A 15,698-nucleotide genomic window follows, 5' to 3' on the forward strand; every position below is an offset into this window, starting at 1 on the left:
TACCTTTGCTTATTTCTGCAATTCCATACGTTTAATGTCGCCAACTACGAAGAGGTAGCAGACCATCGCCATCAGCGCTGAACATCCCACAAAAACCAGTGCTGCATTGAAGGAGTGCAGTTCACTTACCAGGTAGCCAATCACCAGTGGAGTGACAATGGAGGCAACATTTCCAAAGACGTTAAAGACGCCGCCGCAGAGGCCAACAATCTCTTTCGGCGCGGTGTCAGAAATCACCGGCCAGCCCAGAGCACCAAATCCTTTGCCAAAAAAAGCCAGCGCCATCAGCGTGACCACCAGCGTGGTGTTGTTGGTGTAGTTACATAAGATGATGGTGGAAGCCAGCAACATTCCCAGCACAATCGGTAGCTTACGTGCCAGGGTCAGGGATAAACCGCGTTTGATCAGATAATCCGAGAAGACACCTCCCAGCACGCCGCCCGCAAAACCACACAGTGCCGGAATCGAGGCGACCAGACCCACTTTCAGAATCGACATGCCTTTTTCCTGCACCAGATAAATCGGGAACCAGGTGAGGAAGAACCAGGTGATGGTGTTGATAAAATATTGTCCGAAAAATACGCCCAACATCATGCGGTTAGAGAGCAATTGCTTGATGTAATGCAGTTTGGGACCGCTTGCTGCCGCGCTGCCCGGCTTTTTGTGGTCCATATCGACCACCGCGCCATTTTCAGATATAAACTTCAGCTCTTCCGCAGACATACGTGGGTGATCTGTCGGGTTATGAATCAACTTGATCCACAGCGCCGTCAGCACAAAACCAATCACCCCCATAACGGTAAAGACGTGCTCCCATCCCCAGGCGAAAGTCAGCCAGCCAAGCAGAGGCGAAAAGAGCGCCAGCGAGAAATATTGCGCCGAGTTAAAGATGGCGGAGGCAGTACCACGTTCTTTCGTCGGGAACCAGGCGGCGACAATACGGGCGTTCGCCGGGAATGATGGCGCTTCCGAGAAGCCGAGCATAAAGCGCATAAAGAACATGGAGATCCCTGCCCAGGCCAGCGGGAACATATCAACAAAGCCTTGCAGGAAGGTGAATAGCGACCAGAAAAAGAGGCTGTAGGTGTAAACTTTTTTCGAGCCAAACTTATCAAGCAGCCAGCCGCCGGGGATTTGCATCAGCAAGTAGGCCCAGCCAAAAGCAGAAAAGATGTAACCCATCGAAACCGCACTTAACTGCAACTCTTTTGCCACTTCGGTACCAGCAATAGACAGCGTTGCACGATCGGCGTAGTTAACGGCGGTAACAATAAAAATAATCAGTAATATTAAATAGCGGGTATGCACGCCTTTCTTTTTTACGTCAACGGTGTCCAGAATCATTTTATTTACCTCGGGTACTTATGCTGATTTTTATTATTATGGGGAAGGTGTTATTTATGAGTTTTATTTATGCCGTTACGACAATGAACTCAGGAATTAGTATAAGCAGCGAGAGAATAATAATCATTGTGCAAATGCTAATTTAATTATTACTATTTAAATATTATTTTGAGCATATGCACATAAGGTTGCGCGCTAAAGCACAGATTTGCGCTTTACCCTGCCGGGCGGCACTGCAATCCCTGAAATGATTGACATTGATCACATTTCTGCGTTTAAACTCCTGACATTCTTATTTCACCCAATGAAGTCATTTATTTTTAAATGAGACCAGGTCCTCATTTTAATAACCCCTGGCTGGAGAATATTGCACAATGGCCAACATCGAAATCAGACAAGAAACGCCAACTGCGTTTTATATAAAAGTTCACGACACAGATAATGTGGCAATTATTGTTAATGATAATGGCCTGAAAGCAGGAACGCGTTTTCCGGATGGGCTGGAATTAATTGAACATATTCCCCAGGGGCATAAAGTCGCATTGCTGGACATTCCGGCTAATGGTGAAATTATTCGTTATGGTGAAGTGATTGGTTACGCCGTGCGCGCAATCCCACGCGGAAGCTGGATCGACGAATCAATGGTTGTACTACCGGAAGCGCCGCCGTTACACACGCTGCCACTGGCAACCAAAGTCCCGGAACCCTTACCGCCGCTGGAAGGATACACCTTTGAGGGCTATCGTAATGCCGATGGCAGCGTGGGCACCAAAAACCTGCTCGGCATCACCACCAGCGTCCACTGTGTGGCAGGCGTGGTGGACTATGTAGTAAAAATCATTGAACGCGATCTGCTACCGAAATACCCGAACGTCGATGGCGTGGTGGGGCTGAATCATTTGTACGGTTGTGGCGTGGCGATTAACGCACCGGCGGCAGTTGTGCCTATTCGTACCATTCACAATATTTCGCTGAACCCTAACTTTGGCGGCGAAGTAATGGTGATTGGTCTGGGTTGTGAAAAGTTGCAGCCTGAACGCCTGCTGACTGGAACGGATGATGTGCAAGCTATTCCAGTAGAAAGCGCCAGCATTGTCAGTTTGCAGGATGAAAAGCATGTCGGTTTTCAGTCCATGGTCGAGGATATTTTGCAGGTCGCCGAACGCCATCTACAAAAACTGAATCAACGTCAGCGAGAAACCTGTCCGGCTTCAGAACTGGTTGTTGGTATGCAGTGCGGTGGTAGCGATGCGTTTTCTGGTGTAACGGCAAATCCGGCCGTGGGTTATGCATCTGATCTACTGGTGCGCTGCGGTGCAACGGTGATGTTCTCGGAAGTAACGGAAGTGCGTGACGCGATCCATCTGCTGACGCCGCGCGCAGTGAACGAAGAGGTCGGCAAGCGTCTGCTGGAAGAGATGGAGTGGTACGATAACTATCTCAATATGGGAAAAACCGACCGCAGCGCCAACCCTTCGCCGGGCAACAAGAAAGGCGGTCTGGCAAATGTGGTGGAGAAAGCGCTCGGCTCCATTGCTAAATCGGGTAAAAGCGCAATTGTTGAAGTGCTATCGCCCGGTCAACGCCCGACTAAACGCGGATTAATTTACGCTGCGACGCCAGCCAGCGATTTTGTCTGTGGCACGCAACAGGTGGCTTCGGGTATCACCGTGCAAGTGTTTACGACCGGTCGTGGTACGCCGTACGGCCTGATAGCGGTACCCGTCATTAAAATGGCGACCCGCACCGCGCTGGCGAACCGCTGGTTTGACTTAATGGATATCAACGCAGGCACCATCGCCACCGGCGAAGAAACCATAGAAGAAGTGGGCTGGAAGCTGTTCCACTTTATTCTCGACGTCGCCAGCGGGAAGAAGAAAACCTTCTCGGATCAATGGGGACTGCATAACCAGCTGGCGGTGTTTAACCCGGCACCGGTGACCTGATTTCTTTTGGAACGTCCCTCGCAAAACATGGCCTTAGTGCCATGTTTTTATTGTTTAAAGTCCACACATCCATTAATAATGCATTTGCATTACCTTAGTTCAAGCTTATAATTTGAGCAGAAAACAGGCTGTAAAAGGACAGTAAATAATGCCCGCTAATGCTCGCTCTAACGCTGTACTGACCACTGAATCAAAGGTCACGATACGCGGACAAACAACTATCCCCGCGCCAGTGCGTGAGGCCTTAAAACTGAAGCCAGGCCTGGACAGCATTCATTACGAAATTCTGCCTGGTGGGCAAGTATTTATGTGCCGACTGGGAGATGAACAGGAGGATCATACTATGAATGCATTTTTGCGTTTTCTGGATGCAGATATCCAGAACAACCCGCAAAAAACTCGTCCATTCGACATTCAACAAGGAAAGAAACTTGTCGCTGGCATGGACGTCAACATTGACGATGAGATTGGCGACGACGAATAATGGATTTTCCACAAAGGGTTAATGGTTGGGCGCTATATGCTCATCCCTGTTTTCAGGAAACCTACGATGCTTTAGTTGCCGAAGTCGAGGCATTAAAGGGAAAAGATCCTGAAAATTATCAGAGAAAAGCTGCCACAAAGTTATTGGCGGTGGTCCATAAAGTGATTGAGGAGCATATCACGGTCAATCCATCATCACCGGCATTCCGTCATGGCAAGTCGTTAGGCTCTGGGAAAAATAAAGACTGGTCACGGGTAAAATTTGGTGCTGGTCGCTATCGTCTCTTCTTTCGTTACAGTGAAAAAGAGAAAGTCATCATTCTGGGATGGATGAACGATGAAAACACGCTGCGCACCTACGGTAAAAAAACAGATGCCTATACCGTATTCAGTAAAATGTTAAAAAGAGGACATCCTCCTGCCGACTGGGAAAGCCTCACCCAAGAGACAGAAGAAAACCATTGATGGTGTTCACAATGCCCGCCGAACACATTGGTGTTGACCAGCGGGCCCCCTTTCTCACTCCCCGACCAGAATCACTTCAACCCCAGCCTTTCGCAGTCCTTCCAGACTATCCGCAGGAATGCCTTCATCAACAATGATCATGTCGATACGTTGAGTATCAATGATCTTATGTAAACTGGAACGGTTGAACTTACTGGAATCGGTGACCACAATGATCCGTTCCGCAACTTCGCACATCCGACGGTTTAAACGGGCTTCATCTTCATTATGCGTGCTGACGCCGCGCTCAAGATCGATCGCATCTACGCCGAGAAAAAGCATATCGAAGTGGTAATTTTGTAGCGATTGTTCAGCCTGATCGCCGTAAAAAGATTGCGACTGACGGCGCAAATGCCCGCCGGTCATCAGCAGCTCAACGCCTTCCGCTTCCAGCAACGCATTAGCTACGTTCATACCATTGGTCATCGCAATTACGTCAGTGTGCTTGCGCATCAGACGAGCAATCTCAAAAGTGGTGGTCCCGGAATCGAGGATCACCCGATGACCTGGCTGAATCAACTCAACGGCAGCTTTCGCAACGCTGCGTTTCATCGCAGTGTTCAGCGCGCTTTTATCTTCCACTGATGGCTCGACTGACGGCGTAGTGCTATCGCAGATCAACGCGCCGCCATAGGCCCGCACAGCGATCCCCTGCTTTTCCAGAAACGCCAGATCGTTGCGAATCGTCACAGTAGATACGCCATACAATGCCGACAGATCGTTAACCTGCACACTCCCTTGCTGTCGCAGGCGCTGAATGATTTGTTCTCGTCGCTCGCTGGTGCCTGTCACTCGCTTCTCGCCTGAAGCGTCGGTATTACTCATAGTAAGTCCTTTCGTAAAACTTTCGTTTCATTTCGTTTTGCCTATTAACGCCTTTCTATTGAGCAAATGCAAGCCCACCTTGCCCATTGACGCAAGCTACTCTCGTTTCAGTGACTTTCATTATGTTTCTTTTGTGAATCAGATCAGAAAACTATTATCTTTCGTTTTATTTTTATCTCACCATGACGCAGTATCAACTGAAACAAAACGAAAGATTAATATCGCAGCAATCTGAACTGGAGAGGAAAGTGAAACATCTGACAGAAATGGTGAGGCAGCACAAAGAGGGCAAAACAAATGGGATTTATGCCGTTTGTTCCGCACACCCGCTGGTGCTGGAAGCTGCAATCCGCTACGCCAGTGTAAACCAAACACCGTTACTGATTGAAGCGACATCCAATCAGGTGGACCAGTTCGGTGGTTATACCGGAATGACACCCGCCGATTTTCGCGGCTTTGTTTGTCAGCTCGCCGACTCATTGAATTTCCCACAAGACGCGTTGATTCTGGGTGGTGATCATCTGGGGCCAAACCGCTGGCAAAACCTGCCTGCAGCTCAGGCGATGGCCAATGCCGATGATTTGATTAAAAGCTACGTGGCGGCAGGATTCAAAAAAATTCACCTTGATTGCAGCATGTCCTGTCAGGGCGATCCGGTTCCCTTAACCGATGACATCGTGGCTGAACGCGCCGCCCGACTGGCTAAAGTCGCGGAAGAAACCTGTCGTGAACACTTTGGCGAAGCCGATCTGGTGTATGTCATTGGTACCGAAGTGCCGGTACCTGGCGGCGCGCATGAAACCTTAAGCGAGCTGGCGGTCACCACGCCGGATGCCGCCCGCGCCACGCTGGAAGCCCATCGTCACGCCTTTGAAAAGCAAGGTCTGAATGCCATCTGGCCACGCATCATTGCTCTGGTGGTACAACCCGGCGTCGAATTCGATCACACCAACGTTATTGATTATCAGCCAGCTAAAGCGACCGCCTTAAGCCAGATGGTCGAAAACTACGAAACGCTGATTTTCGAAGCGCACTCTACCGATTATCAAACGCCGCAATCGCTGCGCCAGCTGGTGATTGACCACTTTGCCATTCTGAAAGTTGGCCCAGCGCTGACCTTCGCCCTACGTGAAGCACTGTTTTCACTGGCAGCGATTGAAGAAGAACTGGTGCCAGCGAAAGCCTGTTCCGGTCTGCGTCAGGTACTGGAAAACGTGATGCTCGACCGCCCGGAATACTGGCAAAGCCACTACCACGGTGACGGCAACGCACGTCGCCTGGCGCGTGGTTATAGCTACTCGGATCGCGTGCGCTACTACTGGCCGGACAGCCAGATTGATGACGCTTTCGCCCATCTGGTTCGTAACCTGGCGGATGCACCAATTCCGCTGCCGCTCATCAGTCAGTACCTGCCGCTGCAATACGTGAAAGTTCGCTCCGGCGAGCTGCAGCCAACGCCACGGGAACTCATTATCAACCATATTCAGGACATCCTGGCGCAGTACCACACAGCCTGTGAAGGCCAATAAGCAAAACAAAGAGGAACACGCTATGCCAAATATTGTTTTAAGCCGGATTGATGAACGCTTGATTCACGGTCAGGTCGGCGTTCAGTGGGTCGGATTTGCGGGGGCAAATCTGGTGCTGGTAGCCAATGATGAGGTTGCCGAAGATCCGGTACAACAAAACCTGATGGAAATGGTACTGGCAGAAGGGATCGCAGTACGTTTCTGGACGCTGCAAAAAGTGATCGACAACATCCACCGCGCCGCCGATCGGCAGAAAATTCTGCTGGTTTGTAAAACACCTGCCGATTTCCTGACGCTGGTTAAAGGTGGGGTCCCGGTGAGTCGCATTAACGTTGGCAACATGCACTATGCCAATGGCAAGCAGCAAATTGCCAAAACGGTTTCTGTGGATGCGAGCGATATCGCGGCATTTAACGACCTGAAAGCCGCTGGGGTGGAATGCTTCGTTCAGGGCGTTCCGACAGAACCTGCTGTGGACCTCTTTAAATTACTTTGAGGGATTCATTATGGAAATCAGTCTGTTGCAGGCATTTGCGTTGGGCATTATCGCCTTTATCGCTGGCCTGGATATGTTTAACGGCTTGACCCATATGCACCGCCCGGTGGTCCTCGGCCCGTTAGTTGGGTTGGTGCTTGGCGATCTGCATACCGGTATTTTAACCGGCGGTACGCTGGAACTGGTGTGGATGGGGCTGGCACCGCTGGCGGGCGCACAGCCGCCTAACGTGATTATCGGAACTATCGTCGGCACGGCGTTTGCCATTACTACTGGCGTGAAACCGGATGTCGCGGTCGGTGTCGCCGTACCTTTCGCTGTCGCAGTACAGATGGGGATTACCTTCCTGTTCTCGGTGATGTCTGGCGTGATGTCCCGCTGCGACCGGATGGCGGAGAACGCCGATACTCGCGGCATTGAACGCGTGAACTATCTGGCATTGCTGGCACTCGGCACGTTCTATTTTCTCTGCGCTTTCCTGCCTATCTACTTCGGCGCGGAACATGCAAAAACCATCATTGATGTCCTGCCGCAACGGTTAATCGACGGCCTTGGCGTCGCGGGCGGCATCATGCCAGCAATCGGTTTTGCCGTGCTGCTGAAAATCATGATGAAAAACGTCTACATCCCCTACTTCATCCTGGGCTTCGTTGCCGCCGCCTGGCTCAAGTTACCGGTGCTGGCTATTGCTGCCGCCGCGCTGGCGATGGCGCTGATCGACCTGCTGCGTAAATCTCCTGAACCGACTCAACCTGCGGCACAGAAAGAGGAATTTGAAGATGGCATCTAATCAAACCACCCTGCCGAACGTCAGCGAAAATGAAGAGACACTACTGACAGGCGTCAATGAAAACGTATACGAAGATCAGAGCATTGGCGCGGAGCTAACAAAAAAAGATATCAACCGCGTCGCCTGGCGTTCCATGCTGTTACAAGCTTCTTTTAACTACGAGCGTATGCAGGCTTCCGGCTGGTTGTACGGTCTGCTGCCTGCTCTGAAAAAGATCCACACTAATAAACGCGACCTGGCGCGCGCCATGAAGGGGCATATGGGTTTCTTCAATACCCATCCGTTTCTGGTGACGTTTGTTATTGGCATTATCCTCGCGATGGAGCGTTCTAAGCAGGACGTTAACAGTATTCAGAGCACCAAAATTGCCGTCGGTGCGCCGCTCGGCGGGATTGGCGATGCCATGTTCTGGCTAACGTTACTGCCGATTTGTGGCGGGATTGGTGCCAGTCTGGCATTGCAAGGCTCTATTCTTGGCGCAGTCGTGTTTATTGTGCTGTTTAACGTGGTACACCTGGGGCTGCGTTTTGGTCTGGCGCATTATGCTTACCGCATGGGCGTGGCGGCGATCCCACTCATTAAAGCGAATACCAAAAAAGTCGGCCATGCAGCGTCTATCGTTGGGATGACGGTGATCGGCGCGCTGGTGGCAACCTATGTTCGTTTAAGCACCACGCTGGAAATCACGGCGGGCGACGCAGTGGTTAAGCTGCAGGCTGACGTTATCGACAAACTGATGCCTGCCTTCTTACCGCTGGTCTACACCCTGACCATGTTCTGGCTGGTACGCCGCGGCTGGAGTCCGCTGCGCCTGATTGCGGTTACCGTGGTTCTTGGCATCGTCGGTAAATTCTGTCATTTCCTTTAAATACAATGAGGTATTAGATGTTAAGTATTATTTTGACAGGGCATGGCGGATTTGCCAGCGGCATGGAAAAAGCAATGAAGCAAATCCTCGGCGAGCAGTCGCAGTTTATCGCCATTGATTTTCCGGAAACCTCAAGCACTGCGCTGCTTACATCGCAGCTTGAAGAGGCCATTGCCAAACTGGATTGTGAAGACGGCATTGTTTTTCTGACAGATTTGCTGGGCGGCACACCGTTTCGCGTGGCTTCAACGCTGGCGATGCAAAAACCGGGCTATGAAGTGATCACCGGCACCAATTTGCAACTGTTGCTGGAAATGGTGCTGGAGCGCGAAGGGTTAAGCGGTGAAGAATTCCGTGTACAGGCGCTGGAGTGTGGACACCGTGGGCTGACCAGTCTGGTGGATGAATTAGGCCGCTGCCATGAAGAATGTCCGGTCGAGGAAGGAATATGACACACGTTCTGCGCGCCAGAAGACTACTGACTGAGGAGGGCTGGCTTGATGATCATCAGTTGCATATTGCTGACGGTGTAATTGCAGCAATCGAACCGATTCCAGTGGGCGTGGCTGAACGCGATGCGGAACTGCTCTGCCCCGCTTATATCGATACCCATGTACACGGTGGTGCGGGCGTTGATGTTATGGATGACGCGCCGGATGTGCTCGACAAGCTGGCAATGCACAAGGCACGGGAAGGTGTCGGCAGTTGGTTGCCGACTACCGTAACCGCGCCGCTTAATACCATTCATGCGGCGCTGGAACGTATTGCTCTACGCTGCCAGCGCGGTGGACCTGGTGCGCAAGTGCTGGGGAGTTATCTCGAAGGACCGTACTTCACGCCGCAGAATAAAGGCGCACATCCGCCGGAGCTGTTTCGCGAACTTGAAATTGCCGAGCTGGATCAATTGATTGCTGTTTCACGGCATACCTTGCGCGTGGTGGCGCTGGCACCGGAAAAAACGGGCGCGTTACAAGCCATTCGTCATCTTAAACAGCAGAACGTACGGGTAATGCTGGGACATAGCGCAGCAACCTGGCAACAAACCCGCGCCGCATTTGATGCTGGCGCAGACGGCCTGGTGCATTGCTATAACGGGATGACAGGATTACATCACCGCGAACCGGGAATAGTTGGCGCGGGTTTAACGGACAAGCGCGCCTGGCTGGAATTGATAGCCGATGGGCATCATGTTCATCCGGCGGCGATGTCACTGTGTTGTTGCTGCGCGAAAGAGAGAATAGTGCTGATAACTGATGCGATGCAGGCTGCCGGGATGCCGGATGGTCAATATACGTTATGTGGTGAAGAGGTGCAGATGCACGGTGGCGTTGTCCGTACCGCGTCTGGTGGACTGGCGGGCAGTACGCTGTCTGTTGATGCGGCTGTTCGCAATATGGTCGAGCTGACGGGCGTAACGCCAGCGGAAGCCATCCATATGGCGTCGCTGCATCCGGCGCGAATGCTGGGTGTTGATGGTGTTCTGGGATCACTTAAACCGGGCAAACGCGCCAGCGTCGTTGCGCTGAATAGCGGACTGCATGTGCAACAAATCTGGATTCAGGGTCAATTAGCTTCGTTTTGATGGTTTGCTCCTTTATTGGGCCTTCACTTCCCCCGTAAGGCCTTTCTTTTTCTTTCGTTTTAATCTGTGCAGTGGTGTCGAATGCAACGCTGGCGCGTCTTATCCGCTCTACGGTACGCCGCTTCCAGCAATCGGTACACATAGCGACGTCATCACTCAATCCTTTAATCTTCCCTTGTCTTTTCTTTCAACGATCACAAATTTCGTTTTATTTCTTTTTTCTCCATTGAACTTTCGATTTCTTTTCTATAGATTTTAATCAACGAAACGAATCACCAAGTGAAATGAAACGAAAGGCAAGCGAAACCTGCAATGCCGGAAGTCAAGTTCATCAAACTAAGGATTGAGTTATGCCAGAAAATTACACCCCAGCGGCCGCCACCACCGGCACATGGACTGAAGAAGAGATCCGCCATCAGCCTCGCGCATGGATCCGTTCACTCACCAACATCGACGCGTTACGTACAGCTCTCAATAACTTCCTTGAACCGTTACTGCGCAAAGAGAATCTGCGGATCATTCTGACCGGAGCCGGAACCTCGGCATTTATCGGTGACATCATCGCGCCATGGCTTGCCAGCCATACCGGCAAAAACGTCAGCGCCGTACCAACCACCGATCTGGTCACTAATCCGATGGACTACCTGAATCCAGCTCATCCGCTGCTGATGATCTCCTTCGGTCGATCTGGCAACAGCCCGGAAAGCGTCGCCGCCGTGGAACTGGCGAATCAGTTTGTACCGGAATGCTATCACCTGCCGATCACCTGCAACGAAGCGGGCGCTCTTTACCAAAACGCGATCAACAGCGACAACGCGTTTGCCCTGCTGATGCCCGCAGAAACGCACGATCGCGGCTTTGCGATGACAAGCAGCATTACCACTATGATGGCCAGCTGCCTCGCGGTTTTCGCACCTGAGACAATCAATAGCCAGACCTTCCGCGACGTAGCGGATCGTTGCCAGGCGATCCTGACCTCACTGGGCGATTTCAGCGAAGGTGTGTTTGGTTACGCACCGTGGAAACGGATCGTTTATCTCGGCAGTGGTGGATTACAGGGTGCAGCACGCGAGTCGGCGCTGAAAGTACTGGAACTGACGGCGGGTAAACTGGCGGCCTTTTATGATTCCCCGACCGGATTCCGTCATGGCCCGAAATCGCTGGTCGATAACGAAACGCTGGTGGTGGTGTTTGTCTCCAGCCACCCCTATACGCGTCAGTATGATCTTGATCTGCTGGCAGAACTCCGCCGTGACAACCAGGCAATGCGCGTAATCGCCATCGCCGCGGAAGGCAACGACGTTATTACCGCCGGTCCACATATCATCCTGCCGCCGTCACGTCACTTTATCGACGTTGAGCAGGCATTTTGCTTCCTGATGTACGCCCAGACGTTTGCACTGATGCAGTCGCTGCACATGGGCAATACGCCGGATACCCCATCAGCCAGCGGCACCGTTAACCGTGTGGTGCAAGGCGTAATCATTCATCCGTGGCAGGCATAAGAGGATCGCATTATGAGCATTATCTCCACCAAATATCTGTTACAGGACGCCCAGGCCAATGGCTACGCGGTGCCTGCTTTTAACATTCATAACGCCGAGACGATCCAGGCGATCCTCGAAGTGTGCAGTGAAATGCGATCGCCGGTGATCCTCGCCGGGACGCCGGGGACCTTTAAACATATCGCGCTGGAAGAGATCTACGCCCTGTGTAGTGCCTATTCCACAACCTACAACATGCCACTGGCGCTGCATCTCGACCACCACGAATCGCTGGATGATATTCGCCGTAAAGTCCACGCAGGCGTGCGCAGTGCGATGATCGACGGCAGCCACTTCCCGTTTGACGAGAACGTGAAGCTGGTGAAATCGGTTGTCGACTTCTGCCACTCACAGGATTGCAGCGTGGAAGCAGAACTGGGCCGCCTGGGCGGTGTTGAAGATGACATGAGCGTTGACGCCGAAAGTGCATTCCTGACCGATCCACAAGAAGCTAAACGCTTTGTCGAACTGACTGGCGTCGACAGCCTGGCGGTAGCGATTGGTACGGCGCACGGCTTATACAGCAAAACGCCGAAGATTGATTTCCAGCGGCTGGCGGAAATTCGTGAAGTGGTGGATGTTCCTCTGGTGCTGCATGGTGCCAGCGATGTTCCGGATGAATTTGTCCGCCGCACTATTGAACTTGGCGTCACAAAAGTAAACGTTGCCACAGAATTAAAAATAGCCTTCGCCGGCGCGGTTAAAGCCTGGTTTGCGGAAAATCCACAGGGTAATGATCCTCGTTATTATATGCGCGTCGGTATGGATGCGATGAAAGAAGTTGTCAGAAATAAAATTAATGTCTGTGGTTCCTACAAAAGGTTACGGTAATTAAAAATATGTGAATAACAGTTTCTTAGCAGCTGTACTCAGACAATAAAAAACAACTTACCTCACAAATATCAAAGGTCATGATTACTTTTTCATGACCTTGAAATTATGCTTATAAAAATCAAGGAGTCTATTAAATGACACAGGAAAAGTCTATAAAGTCACGGGTCTGGGAGTTTTTCCAAAGTTTAGGGAAAACATTTATGTTCCCAGTATCATTACTCGCTTTTATGGGTCTTCTGTTAGGTATAGGTAGTTCAGTAACCAGCCCCTCAACAATTAATAACTTCCCCTTTTTAGGTGGTGAGCTTACCCAACTTACATTTGGCTTTATTGCAATGGTAGGTGGCTTTGCATTTACTTATCTACCTATTATGTTTGCTATTGCAATTCCATTAGGAATGGCAAAGAGAAATAAAGCAGTAGGCGCATATTCAGGTTTTGTTGGCTATATGCTAATGAACATGAGTATTAATTATTATCTCACTGTTACCCATCAACTTGCCGATGCCGCAACGATGAAGCAGGTTGGTCAATCTGTAGTATTAGGTATTCAAACCTTAGAGATGGGCGTTTTAGGTGGCATCATCGCCGGGGTAATAACTTATTTTCTCCACGAACGTTTTCAGGATACTGTATTACATGATGCCTTTGCCTTCTTTAGCGGTATCCGCTTCGTACCCATCATCACTTCGCTAACATTATCATTAGTCGGCCTGGCCATTCCTTTGCTCTGGACCTATGTTGCAATGGGTATTGCGGGTATTGGCCACATTATTCAAAGTACCAGCGTATTCGGCCCGTTCCTTTATGGCGTTGGTGTGCTTTTGCTTAAGCCTTTCGGGCTACATCATATCTTGCTGGCAATGGTTCGCTTCACACCTGCGGGTGGTACAGAAATTGTCGACGGTCATGAAGTCGCCGGAGCACTCAATATTTTCTATGCAGAATTAAAAGCCGGTCTTCCCTTTAGCCCACATGTTACTGCGTTTTTATCCCAAGGCTTTATGCCAACCTTTATGTTTGGTTTGCCTGCTGTGGCTTACGCAATTTATCGTACAGCCAAACCAGAAAATCGTCCTGTAATTAAAGGCTTACTGCTTTCAGGCGTATTAGTATCTGTTGTTACTGGCATTTCTGAACCAATTGAGTTTTTATTCCTCTTTATTGCTCCTGCGTTATATATATTCCATATTATCATGTCCGGTCTGGCCTTAATGGTTATGGCAATCCTGGGCGTGACTATCGGTAATACTGATGGCGGGATTTTGGACCTATTAATATTTGGTATTATGCAGGGTACTTCTACTAAATGGTATTTAATACTTCCGGTGGGTATTGTTTGGTTTGCTGTTTATTTCTTTGTTTTCCGTTGGTACATCCTTAAGCATGATATTAAAACCCCGGGCCGTGAAGACTCATCTGATGATGCAGCGCAGGCTGTTGCAGCAAATTCAAAAGCACGAGGTAAATCTAAATACGATCATGCTGTGATTTTGAGTGCACTTGGCGGAAAAGAAAATATTGATTCACTTGATAACTGTATTACTCGTTTGCGTTTGGTGGTGAAAGATATGTCGAAAGTGGATCAAGCCGCATTAAAGAATGCAGGTGCCCTGTCGGTGGTTGTACTGGATGCTCACAGTGTGCAGGTAATTATTGGCCCGCAAGTTCAAAGTGTGAAAACGGGCATTGAAGCTTTAATTTAACAGGAGTTGAAAATGTTCGATTTCGATAAAATTATCGAGCATAAAAGCGACAAATGCCGCAAATGGGATCATCAGTTTGTCTGCTCACGCTTCGGTGCGGTTGCAGAAGATTTCATCCCTCTTTGGATTGCTGATATGGATTTTACTTCGCCACCAGCGGTAATTGACGGTTTTCAAAGGATTGTTGAGCACGGAACGTTTGGCTACACCTACGCCTTTAATGAGTTTTATGACGCCGTGATAGGCTTCCAGCGCGATCGTCACCACGTAAGTATCGAGCGGGATTGGATCACTCTGACCTATGGTACGGTCTCCACACTGCACTATATGGTTCAGGCGTTCTGCCAGTCGGGCGATAGCGTCATGATGAATACGCCAGTCTATGACCCTTTTGCAATGGCAACAGAGCGCCAGGGGGTTAAAGTGCTGGCAAATCCGTTAAGCGTTGTGGATAACCGTTATCAACTGGATTTTTCGCTAGTTGAAGATCAGCTTAAACTTCATAAACCCAAACTATGGTTTTTCTGCTCTCCACATAACCCTTCCGGGCGAATCTGGGCGGCAGACGAGATTCGCCAGGTTTCGGACTTATGTAAACGTTACGGCGTCATTCTGGTCGTGGATGAAGTCCATGCCGAGCATCTGCTCGAAGGTGAGTTTGTCAGTTGCCTGGCTCCCGGATGTGCCGATCACGATAATCTGGTCCTGCTAACATCACCAAATAAAGCCTTTAACCTGGGGGGACTGAAAACATCTTACTCAGTCATTCCGAATAAAGGATTGAGGCAGCGTTTTCGCCAGAGACTGGAAATGAACTCAATCACTTCGCCGAATATTTTTGGCGTTTGGGGAATTACACTGGCTTATCAGCATGCAAGACCGTGGCTGGATGCATTAAATATCTATTTACGCAATAACTCCCACTGGCTTAATGATGCCCTCAAGACGCATTTTCCTGAATGGAAAATGATGACACCAGAATCGTCATATCTGGCATGGGTTGATGTCAGTGAAAGTGGACGCTCCGCGACAGAATGGGTCAATCATTTTGCCCGCAACGCTGGAGTCATTATTGAAGATGGCAGCCATTATGTGCAAAACGGTGAAAACTACTTACGTTTAAACTTCGGCACCCAAAGATACTGGCTTGAACAAGCATTAGAAAGGATGCAAAAAATCGCATAAACCACAGGGCAGATAATTAATTATCTGCCTTTTTTATTGCCGCCGAAGGACCGAAAAATGAA

15 protein-coding genes are annotated in these 15,698 nt (G+C 50.1%); 13 read left to right on the plus strand and 2 right to left on the minus strand.

All coding sequences use genetic code 11. The annotated features are described in order from the left end of the window. Positions 1–9: 9 nt before the first annotated feature. A complete protein-coding gene (gene garP, locus AACU19_RS17805) occupies positions 10–1,344 on the minus strand; it encodes a galactarate/glucarate/glycerate transporter GarP (RefSeq protein WP_032185178.1) in 1,335 nt (444 codons plus the stop codon). A gap of 374 nt (positions 1,345–1,718) precedes the next feature. Here garP and garD point away from each other — a divergent pair, with 374 nt between their 5' ends. From garD to yhaV, 3 genes are all read left to right on the plus strand, one after another. Beyond that, positions 1,719–3,290 carry a galactarate dehydratase gene (garD, locus tag AACU19_RS17810; RefSeq protein ID WP_105278368.1) on the plus strand — a complete coding sequence of 524 codons (1,572 nt, stop codon included), beginning with the start codon at positions 1,719–1,721 and terminating at the stop codon, positions 3,288–3,290. 148 nt (positions 3,291–3,438) lie between these two features. After that, on the plus strand, positions 3,439–3,774 hold the full coding sequence (gene prlF, locus AACU19_RS17815) for a type II toxin-antitoxin system antitoxin PrlF (RefSeq protein ID WP_001296435.1): 336 nt from the start codon (positions 3,439–3,441) through the stop codon (positions 3,772–3,774). Further along, positions 3,774–4,238, plus strand: a complete 465-nt coding sequence (yhaV, locus tag AACU19_RS17820; RefSeq protein WP_000347251.1) for a type II toxin-antitoxin system ribonuclease toxin YhaV — start codon at positions 3,774–3,776, stop codon at positions 4,236–4,238. Before prlF ends, yhaV begins: the two co-directional genes overlap by 1 nt. A 54-nt stretch (positions 4,239–4,292) precedes the next feature. Here the strand turns inward: yhaV and agaR are convergent, their stop codons facing one another. After that, positions 4,293–5,102 (minus strand): aga operon transcriptional regulator AgaR, encoded by an 810-nt coding sequence (gene agaR, locus AACU19_RS17825; RefSeq protein ID WP_000072187.1) that lies wholly within the window; start codon positions 5,100–5,102, stop codon positions 4,293–4,295. Between the two features lie 248 nt (positions 5,103–5,350). Here agaR and kbaZ point away from each other — a divergent pair, with 248 nt between their 5' ends. The 10 genes from kbaZ to AACU19_RS17875 all read left to right on the plus strand — a co-directional run bounded on the left by kbaZ (position 5,351) and on the right by AACU19_RS17875 (position 15,636). Beyond that, positions 5,351–6,631 (plus strand): tagatose-bisphosphate aldolase subunit KbaZ, encoded by a 1,281-nt coding sequence (gene kbaZ / locus AACU19_RS17830; RefSeq protein ID WP_105278369.1) that lies wholly within the window; start codon positions 5,351–5,353, stop codon positions 6,629–6,631. Between the two features lie 22 nt (positions 6,632–6,653). Further along, complete coding sequence (agaV, locus tag AACU19_RS17835) at positions 6,654–7,127, plus strand: PTS N-acetylgalactosamine transporter subunit IIB (RefSeq protein ID WP_032303829.1); 474 nt, start codon at positions 6,654–6,656, stop codon at positions 7,125–7,127. Between the two features lie 10 nt (positions 7,128–7,137). Further along, positions 7,138–7,917, plus strand: a complete 780-nt coding sequence (gene agaW, locus AACU19_RS17840) for a PTS N-acetylgalactosamine transporter subunit IIC (RefSeq protein ID WP_000406214.1) — start codon at positions 7,138–7,140, stop codon at positions 7,915–7,917. Continuing rightward, entirely contained in the window at positions 7,907–8,785 is an 879-nt protein-coding gene (gene agaE, locus AACU19_RS17845; protein WP_001295548.1) for a PTS N-acetylgalactosamine transporter subunit IID, read from the plus strand. Before agaW ends, agaE begins: the two co-directional genes overlap by 11 nt. 17 nt (positions 8,786–8,802) lie before the next feature. Then, complete coding sequence (agaF, locus tag AACU19_RS17850) at positions 8,803–9,237, plus strand: PTS galactosamine/N-acetylgalactosamine transporter subunit IIA (RefSeq protein ID WP_000948819.1); 435 nt, start codon at positions 8,803–8,805, stop codon at positions 9,235–9,237. Continuing rightward, on the plus strand, positions 9,234–10,367 hold the full coding sequence (gene nagA, locus AACU19_RS17855; RefSeq protein ID WP_105278370.1) for an N-acetylglucosamine-6-phosphate deacetylase: 1,134 nt from the start codon (positions 9,234–9,236) through the stop codon (positions 10,365–10,367). The genes agaF and nagA overlap by 4 nt, the downstream gene beginning before the upstream one ends. A gap of 350 nt (positions 10,368–10,717) precedes the next feature. Next, positions 10,718–11,872: an AgaS family sugar isomerase gene (locus AACU19_RS17860; protein ID WP_105278371.1), complete on the plus strand. Its 1,155-nt coding sequence runs from the start codon at positions 10,718–10,720 to the stop codon at positions 11,870–11,872. 12 nt (positions 11,873–11,884) lie between these two features. Beyond that, on the plus strand, positions 11,885–12,742 hold the full coding sequence (gene kbaY, locus AACU19_RS17865) for a tagatose-bisphosphate aldolase subunit KbaY (protein WP_032185183.1): 858 nt from the start codon (positions 11,885–11,887) through the stop codon (positions 12,740–12,742). 137 nt (positions 12,743–12,879) lie between these two features. Beyond that, positions 12,880–14,451: a maltose/glucose-specific PTS transporter subunit IIBC gene (gene malX / locus AACU19_RS17870; RefSeq protein ID WP_024212024.1), complete on the plus strand. Its 1,572-nt coding sequence runs from the start codon at positions 12,880–12,882 to the stop codon at positions 14,449–14,451. Positions 14,452–14,463: 12 nt separating this feature from the next. After that, positions 14,464–15,636: a MalY/PatB family protein gene (locus AACU19_RS17875; protein WP_105278372.1), complete on the plus strand. Its 1,173-nt coding sequence runs from the start codon at positions 14,464–14,466 to the stop codon at positions 15,634–15,636. The last annotated feature ends 62 nt before the right edge of the window (positions 15,637–15,698 follow it).

Source organism: Escherichia sp. MOD1-EC4550 (assembly GCF_963876935.1).
Classification (GTDB): Bacteria; Pseudomonadota; Gammaproteobacteria; order Enterobacterales; family Enterobacteriaceae; genus Escherichia; species Escherichia coli_F.